This window comes from Novosphingobium sp. KCTC 2891, assembly GCF_025938155.1.
Classification (GTDB): Bacteria; Pseudomonadota; Alphaproteobacteria; order Sphingomonadales; family Sphingomonadaceae; genus Novosphingobium.
Genome location: NZ_JAPCZG010000006.1, coordinates 155,191 through 172,345 on the forward strand (window position 1 = coordinate 155,191; position 17,155 = coordinate 172,345).

The window sequence follows — 17,155 nt, forward strand, 5'->3', positions numbered from 1 at the left end:
CCGCCGGCATCGGCCTATCTTCGAGAAGTAAACTGGACCAGTTGCACGCCATAAGGTTCCAGTGCCGGCGCCTGCAGATCTATTTTGTCCGTGGCCGGACTTGCCAGCAGTACGGAGGCGTCTTGGGGTAGCCGTCCGCGCCAACCGCTGATTGAGAGCGACTGGGGAGCCGCGCTCATGTTCAGCAGCACCAGCACGCCCCGCCCCTCGGCATCGATGCGCGCGTAGGCAACCACGTCTGGGTTGCCGGATTCAAGCGGAAGGTAGGCCCCATCGCGCAACGCGGCGTTGGTCCTGCGCAGTTGCAGCAAGCGCGCGTACCAAGCGTACATCGAGGCGGGATCGCGGATCTGTGCGGCGACATTGACCGTCCGCGCAGCAGACGCCACGGGCAGCCAGGGCGCTCCGGTGGTGAAGCCCCCGCTGGCATCGCCCGTCCATTGCATCGGTGAACGTTCCGGATCACGGTTGTCCGCCACCTTGCGCTTCGGCCCGAGCGGGAAGTGCTGTAATTCCTCCTTCGGCAAGTCGGCCATGCCGATTTCTTCGCCATAATAGAGCAGCGCGGTGCCCCGCAGGGTCAACGTCATAGCCGAGGTGACGCGGGCGATGGCGTCGTTGTGCACCCCATCGCCGAAACTGGTCCACTGGCGCGAATGATCGTGGCTGCTGAAGAAGAACACTGGCGGCAAGCCGTCGAGCTTCATCTGCGCATCGTCGATCTGCTTCTTGAACGTTGGCGCATCAAGCTTCGTCAGGTTGCCGTAGAGGAAGTTCATCGGCAGATTGATCTCGTCTGACTTCGCCCCGTACACCTTGCGCAGGTCCTCGATCGTCGCGGTCGACGATTCACCCAGCAGGACCGCATCGCCCGGCGCCTTGTCCACGATCCGGCGCATGTCGCGCAGGATCGCATTGCCCGCCGGCAGGCCCGAGTTGTAGGGCTTCAGCCACACCGGCCGCCCGCTTTTCACCTCGGGATCGTTGGGCCAGTTGGGATCTTCGAACAGATAAGGCGTGGCATCGAGCCGGAAGCCGCTGGCGCCGTGGCGCAACCAGAAGCGCATGACGTCATACATCGCCCTTTTCAGTCCCGGGTTGGCCCAGTTCACATCCGGCTGCTGGGGCAGGAAGATGTGATAGTAATACTGGTGGGTAGCCTTGTCGTATTCCCACGTCGATCCACCGAAGATCGACTGCCAGTTCGTGGGCGGGCCGCCATCGGGCGCAGGATCGCGCCACACATACCAGTCGCGCTTGGGATTCGTGCGCGAGGAACGGGATTCCTTGAACCACGGATGCTGGTCCGACGAATGGTTCAGCACGAAATCGACCAGCACGCGGATGCCGCGCTTGCGCGCTTCGCGGGTTAGCCGATCCCAATCCTGCATCGTGCCGTATTCGGGCGCGACGCCGGTGTAGTCGGCCACATCATATCCGAAGTCCGCATTGGGCGACGGGAAGAACGGAGTCAGCCAGATCGCATCCACACCCAGCTTCTGGAGGTAATCCAGCCGCTGCGTGACTCCGTTGAGATCACCGATGCCGTCGCCGTTGCTGTCCTGGAAGCTGCGCGGATAGATCTCGTAGATCACCGCGCTCTTCCACCAGGACTGATGATCGCGCGCTGGTTTGGCGGAACCTGCGACAGGCGCGAAAGCGAGCGCGGCGAACGCCGATGCGCCCAGCGCGATCCGGCTCAATCGGGAAATCGTCATGCAAAAGCCTTGTGCGATGAAGGTTTGTCGGGCGCACCGGCCAGCGCGGCGGCATGTTCGGGGAAATTCAGGCTGCACCCGCCGAGAAAGCGCGCAATGTCGCGGTCGCGGTGAAAATCCACGTCCCCGCGCTGCTCGGGCGAGAGGGGCGGGAACGTTCCATATCCAGCCAGGAGGCAGTGCCAGGACGCGCTGCGGAAATGGCTGAGATTACCTTGACGGTCGAGTTCTGATGCAAGATCGCCGCGCCGGAACCACGTTTCAAGAATGTGCAACAACGGTTCGGAAAGGTCCTCGTTATCGCGATTGGCCTGCCAATAGGCGCTGTCGGTGCGCGTGTTCAGCTTGTAGTGCGCAACGATGTAGTCGCGCACGCGCTCGATACGGTCGGTAATGGTGGCGTTGAACGCGTCGCGGTGGCGGGGGGTGAAATCGCCCTGTTCCAGATGGTCCATGAACAGGTCCACGGTGTTGAGCACCAAATGGAGCGCAGTCGCCTCAAGAGGCTCGATAAACCCTTGCGCCAGTCCGACGGCGAGGCAGTTGCAGTCCCAGTGCCGGGCCAGTTGGCCGACGTTGAAGCGCAGGTGGCGCGCGTCCATCGCGCTTTCGGCAACGCCCAGCATTGCGCGCAGTTCGGCCTCCGCCTGATCGGCCGAAAGAAAATCTGAGCTGTAGACATAACCGTTGCCGGTGCGGCTGGTGAGCGGGATGGCCCAAGCCCACCCGGCCGACAGCGCCGTGGCGGTTGTTTCGACGGGAAGCACGGCTTGCGCAGGCGTCGGCAGCACCACCGCGGCGTCGTTGAACAGGTTGGACTTGAAGCTGTGGAACGGCACGTCAAGCGCCTGACGCATCAGCAGCGCGGCAAATCCGGTGCAATCGACGAACAAGTCGGCTTCAACACGCTCGCCCCTATCGGTCTGGACGGCGGCGATGCAGCCGTCCTCGGCGCGCTGAACATCCACGATGCGGCGCGGCAGGTGGGTCACGCCCTGCCCGACGGCATGATTGCGCAGGAACGCACCGAGCAACGCGGAGTCAAAATGGTAGCCATATTCCATGCTGAACGGGAAATGCGCCGGGGCGACGGGCGCTTTGCCCTGTGCTGCCAGCACGCCGTTCAACAGGAAATCATCCGGCCGGGTTGGCACGTCATAGCCCAGTCGGCGGTTGCGACAGTTGTTGACGAAAGCGTCCTCGGTATGGACGTCAATCTGCGTGAGGAACGGATGGCTGTATTCCGCAGCGCAGGATTCCGGGCTCCAGCCGCGAAAACGAATGCTGGCCTTGTAGGTGGCGTCACACGCGGGCATCCAATCGCGCTCGGCAATGCCCAGCACTTCGAAGAAGCGCTTGAGCGAGGGGGTCGAACCTTCGCCTACGCCGATGGTGGCGATGCCGGGGGCTTCCACCAGCGTCACCGCCACGCCTCTGTCTGCCCAGCGACGCGCAAACAAGTTGGCCGCCATCCAGCCCGCTGTGCCGCCGCCGATGATCGCGATGCGCATGGGCGCAGTCATACCGGCTGCCCGACTTGGGCCTGCAGGAATGCGTCGTGCGAGGGGAGCTGAGCCAGCGGGCGGACCTTGAGTTCGGCCAGCTGGGAAAGCTGCCGGCGCAGCGCGTCATCGCTGGGGCCATCTGCCAGTGGGTGATAGTCGGCCGGTTGAATGCCCTGCCCCAGCAGCACCTGCACCCACGACGGTTCAAGGAAGATGTCGTACTGATCCTGCACGAGCGTTCCGTTCGATCGGAACAGCTCGATCTTGCGCGCCAGACGTTCGGGCACGTCCATATTGCGCAAATCACGCCAGAAGGCTGAATCCCAGCGCGCGTTGGCATGGTAGTGCAAGATGATGAAGTCGCGGATCAACTCCATCTCGATCTGCGACTGGCGGTTGTATTCGGCGGTCAGGTTCGGCGTGATGCCCTGATGCGGGAACAGGTGCATGAGCCGCGTGATGGCCGACTGGATGAGGTAGATGCTGGTCGATTCCAACGGTTCGAGAAACCCACTGGACAAGCCCACGGCCACTACGTTGCGGTTCCACTGGCGGCGGGCGCGACCGGTGCGGAAGGGGATGACCTTGGGGTCGGCGAGCGCCTTTGAACCGAGGTTGCCAAGCAGGATCTCGGCGGCCTGGTCGTCGGTGTAGTGGCGGCTGGAATAGACAAGGCCATTGCCGTTGCGATGCTGGAGCGGGATGCGCCACTGCCAGCCTGCTTCATGCGCGATGGCGCGGGTGAAGGGCAGCGTGTGTTCAAAGCGTTCGGACGGAACCGCCATTGCACGGTCGCACGGCAGCCAATGGCTCCAGTCCTCGTACCCCGTGCCGAGGTGCTGCTGGATCAGCACGCCACGGCTGCCCGAGCAATCGACGAACAAGTCGCCGGATACGGTGCGGCCGTCGCGCAGGACCAGCGCCATGATGTCACCAATGCCGGCGGCGCGCTGCACGTCCGCTACCATCCCCTCGGTGCGCACCACGCCCAGGTTTTCGGAATAGCGGCGCAGGAACTGGCCATAGAGGCCGGAATCGAAGTGATAGGCATAGGGCATGTCCCAGACGGGATCGTTGCCGCGCGTGGGGGCGAACTTGCCCGCATCGGCGCTCAGGGCGTTAAGATCGTAGTCCCAGTAGCTGCCGCCGAAGCCCAGCTTGCGCGCGCGCGCCCAGAAGTGGTGGAACGAACAGAACGCCGTGTTGCGGCCCGCCGCGCCAAAGGTGTGGTAATAGGTATCGCCGATGGCGCCCCAGTTTTCGAAACGGATCGCCAGCTTGATGGTGGCGCGCGTCTCGCGCAGGAAGTCGGCCTCGGCAATGCCCAGCACGGCGTTGACCTGCTGGATCGGCGGGATCGTTGCCTCGCCCACGCCGATGATGCCGATGTCGTCGGATTCGACGAGTTCGATCTGGATGACCGGCCCCAGCACCTTGGCCAGCAACGCCGCGGTCATCCAGCCGGCGGTGCCACCGCCCAGAATGACGACTTTGCGGATGGGTCGGGTCATGTCCGCTTCCTTTGCGGTTGCGATGGCCGGGTGGGTCAAGTGGAGTTCTCCTCGCCGGATGGTGACCGGCGAGGAGAGCTATCATGCCTTCAGGTTCAGAAGAACGAGTAGGTCATGTTGAGCAGGAAGTTGCGGCCGAAGGTTTCGACGCGCGTGACTAGGCCGCTGGCGGAGTCGGTATAGACGTCCTTCTGGTTGGTCAGGTTCTGCGCTTGCAGCGAGACCTTGAGGCCCTTCAGGTAATCCAGCCCGGTGTTCTTGAAATCGAACCCGATCTGGGCGTCCACCAGCGTCTCCCCCGCGCGGTTGACCGGCGAGATGGTGTTGGAACCGCCACGGTCTTCCGAAAGGTAGGCCGAACGCTTGTTCATCGAAGCCCGCACAGAGAAGCCGCCCTTCTCGAAATAGCCGGTCAGCTGGTAGACCCGCTTGGACAGGCCGGGAACGGGGGTGCCGTTGTCCAGCTTGCCATCGGTAAAGGCCGCACCGCCAACAAGGCCGAACCCGTCGAGCGCCGGAACGAGGCGGCCGAACGGCAGGCTCGCCTGCAGTTCCACACCCTTCACGCTGCCCTTCAGGCCACCGGTGTAGGTGGTGTTCAAGCCCGTGAACGTGGCCGGCGCAACCTTGTTGCCGTTGTCGTCGGTGCCATAGTGGTAGTTCGGGATGTAGAACTGGGTGAAATCGCGCAGCGTCGTGGTTGCTACGTTCCAATTCACCAGCTTCTTGTAGAACCCGGCCACCGAGATAAAGCCGTCCGGCGCGAAGTAGTATTCGTAGCTAGCGTCGAACTGGTTCGCTTCATACGGACGCAACCGCGCATTGCCCGAGGTCGAAACCCAAGGCCCGAGGCTGGGGTCGGTGTTGGTGACGTTGGCGATGTTGTTGCGGAACTTCACCGAAGAGCCAGGGTTCAAGTAGTCGATGCGCGGACGGCTGATGACCTTCGAGGCAGCAAAGCGCAGGGTGTGACCACTGCCCAGATCGAAGTTCAGGTTCAGGCTCGGCAGCACCCGGCTGTAGTTGGCGCCATCGTTGATCGGCGTGGCGATGTCGCGGAAGTCCGCCCCGATCAGCGAGTTGTAGCCTGAGCCGCGCTGCCGCGTGAACACGCCCTGCACGCCCACGTTGCCAAACATGCGCACGCCGCTGAATTCGGATTCGAAATCCGCACGGATGAACGGCTGCCAGATCTTTTCGTGGATCGCATAGGTATCGCCCAGGCGATCGGGCTCAAGCGCGCCAGCGTCGTACTTGGTATAAAAGCCGCTGTTGATCAGGCTGAGCGCATCATAGGCAACGACATTGCCCATGCCCACCCAGTTGAGGTCCGCCGTTCCACGGCGTGCATCGTCAGGGATCGCGCCGTCGAGCGGATAGGTCTGCGCGGTCAGGAAGTAGCCCTGGTTGACCTTGGATTTCTTGTGATCGGAATACCGCACGCCCACATTGACGTGGCGGACGAACGCGCCGTCGAAGTCCTTCTGCACTTCAAAGCGCAACGAATTGAGCTTTTCGTCGAAGATACCGGTGTTGACGAAGCCGTCCTGCGCCTGGGCAAAGCCGATCGGTTCGCCATTGCGGCCGATGACGGCCGACTGGGTCAGTTCGCCGATCGGTGCAAGACCGCCCCCCCACGACTGCGGCCCGGCAAGGCGAACGACGTCGTAATCGTCATACGACTGCGAGTTGTCGGCAAAGCTGAGGCCGTTGCCCGAATAGGTGTAGGTGCGCAGGTTGTTCGGCCCCTGCGTGGTCAGCCCGGCGCGGCCAAGGCCGGAATAACTTTCACCGCGCGTGTCACGCTTGCTGCTTTCGGCGTGCGAGACGTCGAGCGTCATGTGCAGATCATGCGAAGGCTCGAACTTGAAGTTGCCGCCGAAGGTCTTGAGCTTGCCCCGCTTGTCCAGCGGGTCGGTGCGCAGGACCGAGTTGAAGCCGGTGGTGCGGGCCGAGGTGACGGCGGCGTCGTTCGAACTGATGACGGTGCTGCCATCGGCGGCCACGGGCAGCGCTTCGATGAACCCACGCGAGATGCCGCGGTCCGAGAAATCGATGTACAGCCCGTCGAGCGTCGCAGTGAAGGCATCCGACGGCTTCCATTCCAGCACGCCGGCCACCGTCTTGCGCTTCAGAACGCGTGAGCGCGACGAGATGTCGATGCCCGCCGGCACATACTTGCCCACATCCGGACCGGACGTGATCGCGCCCTTGTCATAGCCCCACACGCTGAAGAACTTGTCTTGGGTGGGAGACGAGGTGGTGGCCGCGGTCAGCGCAATGCCGATAGTGTCGTTGGCAAACTTGTCGCTGAACGACAGCGCCACGCGATAGCCCTGGTCCTTGAAATCGGGGTTCTTGGACTTCTGGCCGTTCTTTTCGAAGGTGCCGTTCAGCACCAGCGTGCGCTTGTGCTCAAGCGGATGGATGGTGCGCAGGTCCACCGTGCCACCCACGCCCATCGCGCTGAGGTCTGCACTGGGAGTCTTGTAGACGACGGCGCTGTCGATGATTTCCGACGGGTAGAGATCGTATTCCACCCCACGGTTGTCGCCGATGCCGATCAGTTCGCGACCATTCATGGTGGTGCCCACGAAATCTTCGCGGAAGCCGCGCACCGAGATGCCGCTGACGCGGCCGGCGCGGCGTTCACCGGCAAGGCCCGCCAGACGGCCAAGGGAGTCGGCAACCGAGGACTGCGGCAGCTTGCCGATATCTTCGGCGGCCAGCGCTTCGATGACCGAGGTGCTGTTCTGCTTCACTTCCTGCGAGCGCTGCAGGCTGGCACGAATCCCCGTGACGACGATGGCGTCGTCAGCCGGCGGCGGCGCGGCGTTCGGATCAGCGGGCGACCCAGCGGTCTGGGCTAGTGCTGCACTGCCGCTCAACAAGGCGACCGTCGCCGTGGAGCAGACAAGAATCTTCCGTACGTTCATCATGCTTTTCCTCTCCCTGTTGGCGGCCGGTGTCGCCGTGTCGTGCGATCTAGCCTTGCCTCCCGCATATTACGCTCAACGCAAACGTTTGCCACGCCGTTCGATGAATTTTTGCATGTGCAAATTTATTGCTACTGTCACGCAGCTCTTCACGCAGGCATTTTAGCGCAGATGGAGAAAATCCCAGAACCAGAAAACGAACAGGCATCGTCGCGCCAAGGCGCAGCTGCGCTCATCCTGGCGTTCGCGATCTTCGTCATCATGGGCGTGGTCGGCGCGCTTGCCACAACGCTGGTTCCGGCAGTTCCCGTCGTGTTCGGGCTGGGTCTTTCGCCCGCGCTGGCAGTACAATGGATCGCCTGCGTCGGCAGTCTTTCGTCACTGGCCCAGGTGCATCTCCTCAATCGTTTCGGTTCGCGGAACATGGTAGTCGGCAGTCTTGTGGTCATGACCCTGGGATGCCTTTGCGTCTCGCTGGCCATGGCCCCACCGGCAGGCTGGCCGGCTAGCTACAGCGGATTGATCGCGGCATTGGCCCTCATCGCGCTGGGCATCGCCGCGCTGCAGGTATCGGCCAACCTTCTGGCGATCCGCGCTGGCCGCGCCGCAACCGTCGCCGCGCGTCTGACAGCAGCCCAGGCGTTCAATTCTTCAGGCGTGCTGGCCGGCGTCATGCTCGGATCGATGGTCGCACTCGGCGCCGGGCATTCAGGCGCTGCTGTCGCGATGGGGGTAGCACGGGCCTATGGCATCGCGGCGGCGCTGGTTCTGGCAACGTGCTTCGGCGCTTTGTTCACAATTCGCGCAACCGGGTCACACATGGTCACCGTGGCGGAGCCGCACCCCGGCGAGGCTCCGATCATTGCGGCATTGCGTTCGCGCTGGGCGGTCGCCGGTGCAGTCTCGATTGCCATGTACGTCGGGGCGGAAGGGGTAATCGGTAGCCTTCTGATCCCCTTTCTGCACCGGCCCGACGCGCTGGGATTGAGCCTTGCCGACGCGGGCCAGAGCGTGGCCTGGCTTTATTGGGGCGGAGCCTTCGCGGGACGTATCGGCGGAAGCTGGCTGCTCGCGCGGGTTTCGGCAGCGCGCGCTCTCGGCGTGGCGGCACTGCCTGCGCTGGGAGCGTGCCTGCTCGCTGTTACCGAGAGTGGTGCGCTGGCAGGCTATGCGCTTCTGTCCGTCGGCCTGTGTAACGCCATCATGTTTCCGGTCATCTTCGCGCTCACGATAGAGCGATCCGAAGCGCCGGCCGCCGCAGTATCGGGCCTGCTCGCCACTGCCACCGCCGGCGGCGCGGCGCTTTCGATCGCGGCGGGCCTCGTTGGTGACCGGTTCGGGCTGACCCGGTCGCTCATCGTCCCGGCCATCGCCTATGCTGCAATCGCCGGCTTCGCGTTCGCGGTTTCGCGTCAGTCCGGGTTGCGACGCGCGCCGCAGGACGCTCGCACCACAAGCTCCGTGGGCAAGCGCTCGGACCTTATCTGATATCCATCCATCGCCCGCAGCAGCTTGCCCACCAACAGGTCACCGGCGAGGATCGGATCCTGCCGCATCGTGGTCAACCGCGGCTGGATCAGTCGCGCCGCCTCGCTATCGTCATAGCCGACCACTGACACGTCTTCAGGCACGCTCATGCCGTGCCGGCGCAGCGCCTCGATCGCGCCAAGCGCTACGAGATCCGATGATGCGACGATGGCATCGAACACGGCTGCACTGCTGACCAGCGCATCAATGGCATCGCTCCCAGCCTGCAATCCGGACGTGGCCGGACGAAGCATGGTCAGGTCTGCCGGAAGGTTTGCCGCAGCAAGCGCGGAACGAAAGCCGGCCAGGCGTTCCGACAACTGCGAATGCCGCGTTTGAGCGGTGGTGATCGGCGCGATCTGCCCGACAAAGGCGATCCGTTTGCGCCCCAGCCCGACCAGGTGGCTAGTCGCTCGCTCTCCACCTGCGAAATTGTCGCTACCAACCGAACAGTATGCCTGGTCAGGCGATTCAACGCCCCAGACAACGAACGGCCGGGGTCCGCCCGCAAGAATGTCCAGCCCTCGATGGAACTGGGACTGGCCAAGGAAAATAACACCATCGTAGGGATGGATCTGCATGAACCGTTCAAAGCTGGCGTCATCGTAGGGCGCTTGGGCAGAAACCGAAAGATCCAGTCCGCGGTCGCGCATGGCTGCACCGATCCCGCCCAGCAGGTTCATCTCGAAGGCGTTGGCCAACCTACTGCCAGCGGGAAGCGCCACCGGCATGACCACGCAGATCGAACCCGACTTGCGAGGTTTGCGGGTTCTCGATCTGCGCGTGCCGGCTATTGCCGGATCGCGCAACGGGTAGCCGAGCGCAATCGCGGCTTCCCGTACTCGCTCCTTGGTCGCAGGCAGGATCGCAGGGTGGTCATCGAGCACGCGCGAGGCCGTGGCGATCGAAACGCCCGACGCTGCCGCGACATCTGCAAGTCTGATTTTACCGTTCCGTTCCGGAGGTCGGCCCATGGACTTGTTCCTATCGCCCCACAAACGACCCGCTGCAACATATCGAGGGCGATTGAAAGGTTTGGCATGCTGCCCGCGGCAATTGAACTCGAGCATCCCGACGACGGTTAAGCGTTTGGATCACGTGCCCCTACGCAAACGAGGAAGCCCAACCTGACATCCTAGCCCCAAGCATGGCCAAAGCAGTTGGATTGATCAACGCCGCGCCAAAGGCAATGCATCTCGCCGTTGATCTTCACATAGACCTCGCCGAGATGCCATTTCCAGTGCCGGAACCGCTGTGCTCGTGGGCATGGGTCTGCCCGAAGGGCTGGCGGCCGCGATCGCCGGCTGGGACGTGGGCGCATCCAAAGACGCCCTTTTCGATGACGGAAAGCAGCTCTCGACACTGATTGGCCGGGCGACAACCCCGTTATCGGTGTCGGTCGCTGAAGCGATCAAGGGCTGACTGCCGTGGCCCGCCCCAAACGGGGCGGGCTTCACCTTGAGCGTGGAAGTTCCCATTCCGGCTGCCCTGCGGCATATACTGGCGGGATATTCTTGCGTTTTCGCAGATAATCACGCCTTCCAGATCACGCCTCTGACAACGACGTATATGCTGATCGCGGCTGCCACCACTTGCCCGGCGGCAACAACGGCAGAGAGCCCGCTGAACCCGGCGTGCCACAAGGAAACAGCCGCCCATCCCCCCAACGTAACGACTGCGAGCCGGACGGTACCGGCGAACGTGGTCCACCCGGGGCGCTTGGCGCCTTGCGACACAAAGCCGAGGATAAAGGTCGCCCCCGTCGCCACATAAAACGGCCCGACGACCTGCAAGTAGGTCGATCCTGCAGCAAGGACCTGAGGATCATGGGTGAATATCTGCAGCCAGAGTCCGGGAAACAGCGTGACGACAACGCCTGCGGCCCCCGTGAAACCCGCCCCGATGAGCGTGCCTGTTCTGGCAACTTCCTTGGCGCGAGCGACATCGCCCGCCCCGATCGCTGTTCCCACGAGCGTGAGCACCGCGCTGCCGAGGCCGAACAGCACCGGAATGAACAGGTAGTCGAGCCGCGCGCCGATCCCGTAACCCGCCAGCGTCGCAGTGCCGAACGTGCCGGCCAGGCTTGTTACAAGGATGACCGAGAGGTTCAGTTGCGCTGCCGAGATCGAGGCCATCAGCCCCACGGACAAGGTGTCGCGAAACAGCGGCCAGCGCAGAGGGCGCAGGCAAAGTCGAACCGCGCCTCCTGCACGCCGCAAGTATCGCACCAGAATCACTGCGGCACCGGAATAGAACGCCGTGACCGCGACGCCTGCTCCTGCGATCCCGAGGCCGGGAAACGCGCCAAATCCGAAGATCAGGAGGGGGGACAGGCCCACAAGCACCACCACCCCGGCAAGGCTTACCAGCGCGGGGACGCGAACATTGCCCGCCCCGCGAAGGGCGGCGGAACACAGGTTCACGATCCAGATCGGGATCGCGCTGAGAAAAAGCCAGAAGGAATAGGCACGGGCCTGATCCAGCGCCCTGCCCTGCGCTCCCAGTTCCGCAAACAGCCGATGGCCAAAGCCCCAGACAGCCAGCATGAAGATGCTGCCCATGACGGTGGCGAGCACTATCGCGTGCAGGACCTGATCTTCAGCATCGCGATCGCGCCCCGCACCGAGCGCCCGGGCCACCGCCGAGGCGACGCCGTTGCCGAGCCCGCCCGCCGAGATCATGGTCATGAGCATCCACACCGGAAACACCACCGAAACACCGACCAGCGCATCGGTGCCCAGCTTCGAGACGTAGTAGGTCTCGGCTATGCCGACGATTGTCTGAGCAACCAGGACACCGATCGTCGGCAGAGCGAGACCCATCAGCACCGGCAGCACCGGCCCATGCAACAGGCTGCGCCGCCCGTGCTGGGACGAGGCCACCGGAACGCTTGTGGTGGGAGCAACTGCTGCGGCTTCTACAGACATTCGGTCGTGTTCCTTGCTTGCTCCGGCACCACGTGCGCATTCCGCTTCAGGTTGGTCACGCGAAGCTCGCTTCCGGTGCGTGCTGCGGCTCGCGATCTGGTGCATCTGCCGTCGGGGGCGTGATCCCGAACCACAGGGCGTAGAGTGCCGGGAGGAACACCAGTGTCAGAATGGTCCCCCCCAGGGTTCCGCCGATCAGGGTGATCGCCATCGAACCCCAGAACAACGAGCTGATGAGCGGAACGAAGGCCAGAACCGCCGCCAGTGCCGTGAGGATGACCGGCCGGGACCGCTGGACCGTCGCCTCCACTACGGCGTCGAACGGCGTCAGTCCGGCCTGGAGGTTGTCTTGGATCTGCCCGATCAGGATCAGCGTGTTGCGCATCAGGATGCCCGCCAGCGCAATGAGGCCGAGGATCGCGTTGAAGCCGAAGGGCTGGCCGGTCACCAGCAACGTCGGCACCACCCCGATCACCCCCAGAGGCGCCGTCAGCAGCACGATCCACATGGCCGAGAGTTGCCGGACCTGCAGGATGATCACAACCATCATCAGGACAATCATGATCGGGAAGATCGGCGCGAGCGCCGCGTTGGCCTTGCCCGCTTCCTCGATCGAACCTGCCATGTCGATGCGATAGCCCGACGGGAGCTCATCGATGACCGGCTGAAGCTTCTTCATCATCGCCATCGACACATCGGGCGGCTGCAAGCCATCGGCGATGTCGCCGCGCACGGTGATCGTGGAAACGCGATCGCGCCTTTGCAGGATGGGATCCTCCATGCGGACTTCCATCTTGCCGATCTGGCTGACCGGAACGCGCTGACCACCTGATCCGACCAGCATGAAGTCGCCCATTCGCGCGGGGTCGAGCCGATCGGTGCCGGCAGATCGGACAATGACGTCGACGGTCCGGATATCCTCGCGCGCCTGGCTTACCGTCACGCCGGTCAGGAGGAACTGAAGCTGCTGGGCGACATCGGCAGAGCTGAGCCCCATCGCCCGCAGGCGGTTCTGGTCGAGCACGAAGTGCACGGCCGGCGCACGATCCCCCCAGTCGGCATTTACCGTCCGCATCATCGGATCGTCCTGCATCACCGCCTGCACCTTCGCGGCAATGTCCCGCACCTTGTCCAGATCCGGCCCACTCACGCGGAAGGCGACCGGGAACGGTGAAGGCGGACCGAACACCAGTTGTGTCGCACGGACCCTGGCGGCAGGGGCAAGGCCATTCGCCGCAGCCTTACTCACGCGCATCTTCAGGGCATCGCGCGCCTCCTGATCAGGCGTGCGGACCACGATCTTGGCGAACGAAGGGTCCAGTAGTTCCGGCGACAAGGCCATGTAGAAGCGCGGGGCGCCCTGCCCGATGTATGTCGTCACCTGCTGCGATTCGGGCTGTTTGCGCAGCCATGCCTCGACCTCCTGCGCAGCCCTTCCCGTCTGGCTGATGGCGGTGCCCTTGGGCAGTTGAACCTCGACGAGCAGTTCGGGCCTGTCCGAGGTCGGGAAGAACTGCTTCTTGACCAGCGCCATTCCCGCTCCGGAAAGCAGGAAGGCTCCCAGGGTCACCAGCGCGACAAGCCGCTTGCGGGCCACGGCCCAGGTGATGAGCCGGCGGACCTTGTTGTAACGGGCCGTCGCATAGATGGCGTTGTGGCCGCCTTCCACCGGCTTCATGTCCGGCAGCAGCTTCACGCCCATGTAGGGGGTGAAGATGACCGCGACGAACCACGAGGCAATCAGCGCGAAGCCGACGACCCAGAAGATGTTTCCGGCGTATTCGCCCGCGGTCGATTGGGCGAAACCGACCGGCATGAGGCCGATCACGGTCACCAGCGTACCTGCCAGCATCGGCGCCGCGGTGTGGCTCCAGGCGTAGGCCGAAGCCTTGAGGCGATCGTAGCCCTCCTCCATCTTCACCACCATCATCTCGATGGCGATGATCGCGTCGTCGACCAGCAGGCCGAGTGCAAGGATGAGGGCACCAAGCGTAATTCGGTCCAGAACCCGGCCGGTAAACCACATGACCACCAGCACCACGGCAAGCGTCAGCGGCACGGCAGCGGCGACCACGATCCCGACCCGCCAGCCAAGGCTGATCAGGCTGACGATCATCACGATCGTCAGCGCTTCGAGGAAGGTGTGCATGAACTGATCGACGGCCTGGCTGATGTTGACCGACTGGTCGGTGACCGGCGTCAACGTCATGCCGAGCGGCATCTCGGTCGAGATCTTGCCGATTTCCGTTTTCAGGGACTTGCCAAGATCGAGACCGTTCCACCCCTGCCGCATGACCACGCTGAGCAGAAGCGCGGGCTCGCCCTGATTGCGCACGAGGAACGTCGCCGGATCCTCGTAGCCGCGCTTTACGTCCGCAATGTCGGACAGCTGCAGGGTTCGCCCGTTTGCAACGATGGGCAAGTCGCGAATGCGCGACAGGTCGTCGAACGCGCCATCGAGGCGCACGAGCGTTTGCTGGCCCTTGGTCTCGACCGAACCGGCGGGCGTCAGCGCGTTCTGGTTTGACAGCGCCTGAAAGATATCCCGCGGCGAAACGCCCAGGGTTGCGAGCCGCTCCTGGCTGAATTCGACGTAGATGCGCTCTGGTCGTTCGCCGACGATGTTGACCTTGTTCACGCCTGGCACGTGGAGCAGTCTCTGCCGAAGCTGCTCTGCCTCGCGCGCCATCTCGCGCATCGGCACGCCCTTCGCCTTCAGCGCATAGAGGGCAAAGCTGACGTCGCCGTACTCGTCGTTGACGAACGGCCCCAAAGTGCCTCTCGGCAGTTTCGCCGCTTCGTCGGACAGCTTCTTGCGCGCCTGGTAGAACTGCTCGGGCACGTCGGCGGGAGGGATCGTGTCGCGCAAGGTCAGCGTGGTGAAGGCAAGACCGGGACGCGTGAAGGTCTCGCTGCGGTCATACCAGCGCAATTCCTGCAGCCGCTTCTCCAACGGCTCGGCAACCTGATCCTGCATCTCCTGCGCAGTCGCACCCGGCCACGCGGTAACGACCGTCATGACCTTGATGGTGAAGCTCGGATCTTCCGCCCGCCCGAGATTCAGGAAGGCGGTGATACCGGCAATGACGATCGCGATCAGGAAAAACAGCGTGACCGACTTTTCGCGCACGGCCAGCGCGGACAGGTTGAAGCGCTCGCGCACCGTTGCAGGCTCGCTCATCGCACGGCTCCAGTTGCGGTCCGCTCGATCCGCACGGCCTCCCCTTGGTGCAGCATGTGCGCCCCAAGCGCGACGAACCGCTCGCCCGGCTTCAGTCCGCTCGCAATGGTGGCGGTGTCCTCTCCGATCGCGGAAATGCGCACCGGGCGCCAATCCACCTTCGCAGGCGAACCTGCACGGATCAGCCACACCCCAGGCCCGTTTCCGGTATCGCGGACGGCTCCAAGAGGAACAACGGTCGCACCGGCGGCGCCGGGTTGCGACAGTGCGATCGTGATGGTGGAGCCAAGCGGCGCAGAAGCGGCGGCGCCTGAGAGAACGTAGCGCGCTTCGAAGGTGCGCGAAGCCGGATCGGCCGCGTCAGACAGCAACCGCAATTGCGCGGTGCCGGTGGCGCCAGCAAACGTGCTGGCGAGTGCGCTGGACCCGATCCGGGGCCTGACCGTCTCCGGCAGTTGCACCAGCGCCTCGCGCGGACCCGACCGGGCGATCCGCACGACGATCTGGCCGGCGCCGACGACCTGGCCGGGTTCCGCCATGGTTTCCACCACGGTTCCGTCTGCGTCGGCGACCAGCAGCGCGTAGCTGCTGCCGTTGCTGGCGACGCGCGCCTCTGCCTGCGCTGCCGAAAGCTGGGCGCGGGCCGCATCTGCCGCAGCCTTGGCCTGATCGTATGCCGATGCTGAAACCGCCCCTGCAGCGACCATGTCACGGTAGCGCCGTTCGTCAGCGGCCGTCTGGATCGCGCGGGCTCTGGCAGCCTCGAGTGCCCCCCGGGCTGCCTGGCTGGCAAGCGCAAGGTCGGCCGGATCTATCCGCATCAGCGGCTGCCCCCGCCGAACCGCCTGGCCAGCCTGAACAAGCCGCTCGACGACTTTGCCGCCTACGCGAAATCCGAGATCACTCTGGACGCGCGCCGCGACGACACCGGTGAACTCCCGTTCGCTTGCGCCGCTTTGCGATACCACAACGGTGCGCACGAGCGGCGGTTGCGTGCGAGGATCGGGATCGGATCGCGCGCAGCCCCCAACCGCAAGAGACAACAGGATCAGCGCGCATTTCGGAGATGTCAGAACCACACCAAGGCCCTCCTTTGACGAGAGCCTTTTGTTTCCTTATGACCAATATGTCAACTAGTCACTTCACGGCGCCAGACTGCGCAAAATCAGGCCCGTCACTTCCGTCTGCGCCTCAGGAAGGAGATCGAAATTGCGCTCCATGTGCAGCGGATCGATGAACGGCATCATGGTGTAGAAGATAGCCCGGCAGGTCTCGTCCAATGGCGTCTTGCGTTCGAATTCCCCGGTTTCACGGCCTTCGCGGACGATGGACGCGATCATTTCCCTGAGCGTGGCATAATAGGACTGCGAAGAGTTCCAGCGCTCGGTCGCCGAAAGCGCGGCAATCTCGTAGATCTTGCGATTGTTGAACAGAAGCTCCGAGGTTTTGTCGGTCAAGCTTTTGAACATACGCCGTAATTTATCGGTCGCGCTATCCCCTTGCGCGACAGATGCCTGCGTTTGCGACACGATCAGAGCCAGCCTTTCACCGCAGATCGCTTCACCGATCGCCTGCTTGGAATCAAAGAAGCGATAGATGTAGGCCTTCGAGAAGCCGATTTCCCTGGCAAGATCGGAAACGGTCGTCTTGCCAAAGCCATAACGGGTGAAACAGTCTCGCGCAGCCGTGATGATCTGGTCCCGGACGGCATGGTCGGCGGGACCGCGGGGCGAGGTTTCTGTAGCGTTGGTACTCATGGCGCACCCCTACATCAGGACATGCATATTGACAACAAGTGACCATAATATACATCGGTCACAAACCGCATCCCGAAAGCGAGGGGGGTCCTC

The 17,155-nt window shown here is 63.6% G+C and carries 11 protein-coding genes; 2 read left to right on the plus strand and 9 right to left on the minus strand.

Translation table 11 applies throughout. The annotated features are described in order from the left end of the window. Positions 1–14: 14 nt before the first annotated feature. The 4 genes from OLX02_RS13070 to OLX02_RS13085 form a co-directional block, all read right to left on the minus strand. On the minus strand, positions 15–1,718 hold the full coding sequence (locus tag OLX02_RS13070; RefSeq protein ID WP_264423488.1) for an alpha-glucosidase: 1,704 nt from the start codon (positions 1,716–1,718) through the stop codon (positions 15–17). Continuing rightward, positions 1,715–3,241, minus strand: a complete 1,527-nt coding sequence (locus OLX02_RS13075) for a tryptophan halogenase family protein (RefSeq protein WP_264423490.1) — start codon at positions 3,239–3,241, stop codon at positions 1,715–1,717. Before OLX02_RS13075 ends, OLX02_RS13070 begins: the two co-directional genes overlap by 4 nt. After that, positions 3,238–4,734, minus strand: a complete 1,497-nt coding sequence (locus OLX02_RS13080) for a tryptophan halogenase family protein (protein WP_264423491.1) — start codon at positions 4,732–4,734, stop codon at positions 3,238–3,240. Before OLX02_RS13080 ends, OLX02_RS13075 begins: the two co-directional genes overlap by 4 nt. A gap of 95 nt (positions 4,735–4,829) precedes the next feature. Further along, positions 4,830–7,670 carry a TonB-dependent receptor gene (locus tag OLX02_RS13085; protein WP_264423492.1) on the minus strand — a complete coding sequence of 947 codons (2,841 nt, stop codon included), beginning with the start codon at positions 7,668–7,670 and terminating at the stop codon, positions 4,830–4,832. Positions 7,671–7,712: 42 nt separating this feature from the next. On the opposite strand from OLX02_RS13085, the gene OLX02_RS13090 reads away from it, so the two are divergent. After that, the gene (locus OLX02_RS13090) at positions 7,713–9,158 is read left to right on the plus strand and encodes a hypothetical protein (RefSeq protein WP_264423494.1); all 1,446 of its coding nucleotides are present in this window, start codon (positions 7,713–7,715) and stop codon (positions 9,156–9,158) included. Here the strand turns inward: OLX02_RS13090 and OLX02_RS13095 are convergent. Then, positions 9,083–10,171 carry a LacI family DNA-binding transcriptional regulator gene (locus OLX02_RS13095; protein ID WP_264423495.1) on the minus strand — a complete coding sequence of 363 codons (1,089 nt, stop codon included), beginning with the start codon at positions 10,169–10,171 and terminating at the stop codon, positions 9,083–9,085. The genes OLX02_RS13090 and OLX02_RS13095 overlap by 76 nt on opposite strands. A gap of 292 nt (positions 10,172–10,463) precedes the next feature. Here OLX02_RS13095 and OLX02_RS13100 point away from each other — a divergent pair, with 292 nt between their 5' ends. Further along, positions 10,464–10,619, plus strand: a complete 156-nt coding sequence (locus OLX02_RS13100; RefSeq protein ID WP_319641248.1) for a hypothetical protein — start codon at positions 10,464–10,466, stop codon at positions 10,617–10,619. Between the two features lie 110 nt (positions 10,620–10,729). Here OLX02_RS13100 and OLX02_RS13105 read toward each other — a convergent pair whose 3' ends face one another. The 4 genes from OLX02_RS13105 to OLX02_RS13120 all read right to left on the minus strand — a co-directional run bounded on the left by OLX02_RS13105 (position 10,730) and on the right by OLX02_RS13120 (position 17,062). Beyond that, positions 10,730–12,124, minus strand: a complete 1,395-nt coding sequence (locus tag OLX02_RS13105; protein WP_264423497.1) for an MATE family efflux transporter — start codon at positions 12,122–12,124, stop codon at positions 10,730–10,732. Positions 12,125–12,179: 55 nt separating this feature from the next. Continuing rightward, on the minus strand, positions 12,180–15,305 hold the full coding sequence (locus OLX02_RS13110) for an efflux RND transporter permease subunit (protein WP_264423498.1): 3,126 nt from the start codon (positions 15,303–15,305) through the stop codon (positions 12,180–12,182). Further along, entirely contained in the window at positions 15,302–16,384 is a 1,083-nt protein-coding gene (locus OLX02_RS13115) for an efflux RND transporter periplasmic adaptor subunit (protein ID WP_264423499.1), read from the minus strand. The genes OLX02_RS13110 and OLX02_RS13115 overlap by 4 nt, the downstream gene beginning before the upstream one ends. A 63-nt stretch (positions 16,385–16,447) precedes the next feature. Beyond that, positions 16,448–17,062, minus strand: a complete 615-nt coding sequence (locus OLX02_RS13120; RefSeq protein WP_264423500.1) for a TetR/AcrR family transcriptional regulator — start codon at positions 17,060–17,062, stop codon at positions 16,448–16,450. Between the last annotated feature and the right edge of the window lie 93 nt (positions 17,063–17,155).

What these genes read in the sequence shown, in the direction of transcription:
- OLX02_RS13105 (WP_264423497.1), bottom strand. Translation starts at nt 12,124, where the DNA reads ATGTCTGTAGAAGCCGCAGCAGTTGCTCCCACCACAAGCGTTCCGGTG.
- OLX02_RS13080 (WP_264423491.1), bottom strand. Translation starts at nt 4,734, where the DNA reads ATGACCCGACCCATCCGCAAAGTCGTCATTCTGGGCGGTGGCACCGCC.
- OLX02_RS13100 (WP_319641248.1), top strand. Translation starts at nt 10,464, where the DNA reads ATGGGTCTGCCCGAAGGGCTGGCGGCCGCGATCGCCGGCTGGGACGTG.
- OLX02_RS13075 (WP_264423490.1), bottom strand. Translation starts at nt 3,241, where the DNA reads ATGACTGCGCCCATGCGCATCGCGATCATCGGCGGCGGCACAGCGGGC.
- OLX02_RS13095 (WP_264423495.1), bottom strand. Translation starts at nt 10,171, where the DNA reads ATGGGCCGACCTCCGGAACGGAACGGTAAAATCAGACTTGCAGATGTC.
- OLX02_RS13085 (WP_264423492.1), bottom strand. Translation starts at nt 7,670, where the DNA reads ATGAACGTACGGAAGATTCTTGTCTGCTCCACGGCGACGGTCGCCTTG.
- OLX02_RS13070 (WP_264423488.1), bottom strand. Translation starts at nt 1,718, where the DNA reads ATGACGATTTCCCGATTGAGCCGGATCGCGCTGGGCGCATCGGCGTTC.
- OLX02_RS13120 (WP_264423500.1), bottom strand. Translation starts at nt 17,062, where the DNA reads ATGAGTACCAACGCTACAGAAACCTCGCCCCGCGGTCCCGCCGACCAT.
- OLX02_RS13110 (WP_264423498.1), bottom strand. Translation starts at nt 15,305, where the DNA reads ATGAGCGAGCCTGCAACGGTGCGCGAGCGCTTCAACCTGTCCGCGCTG.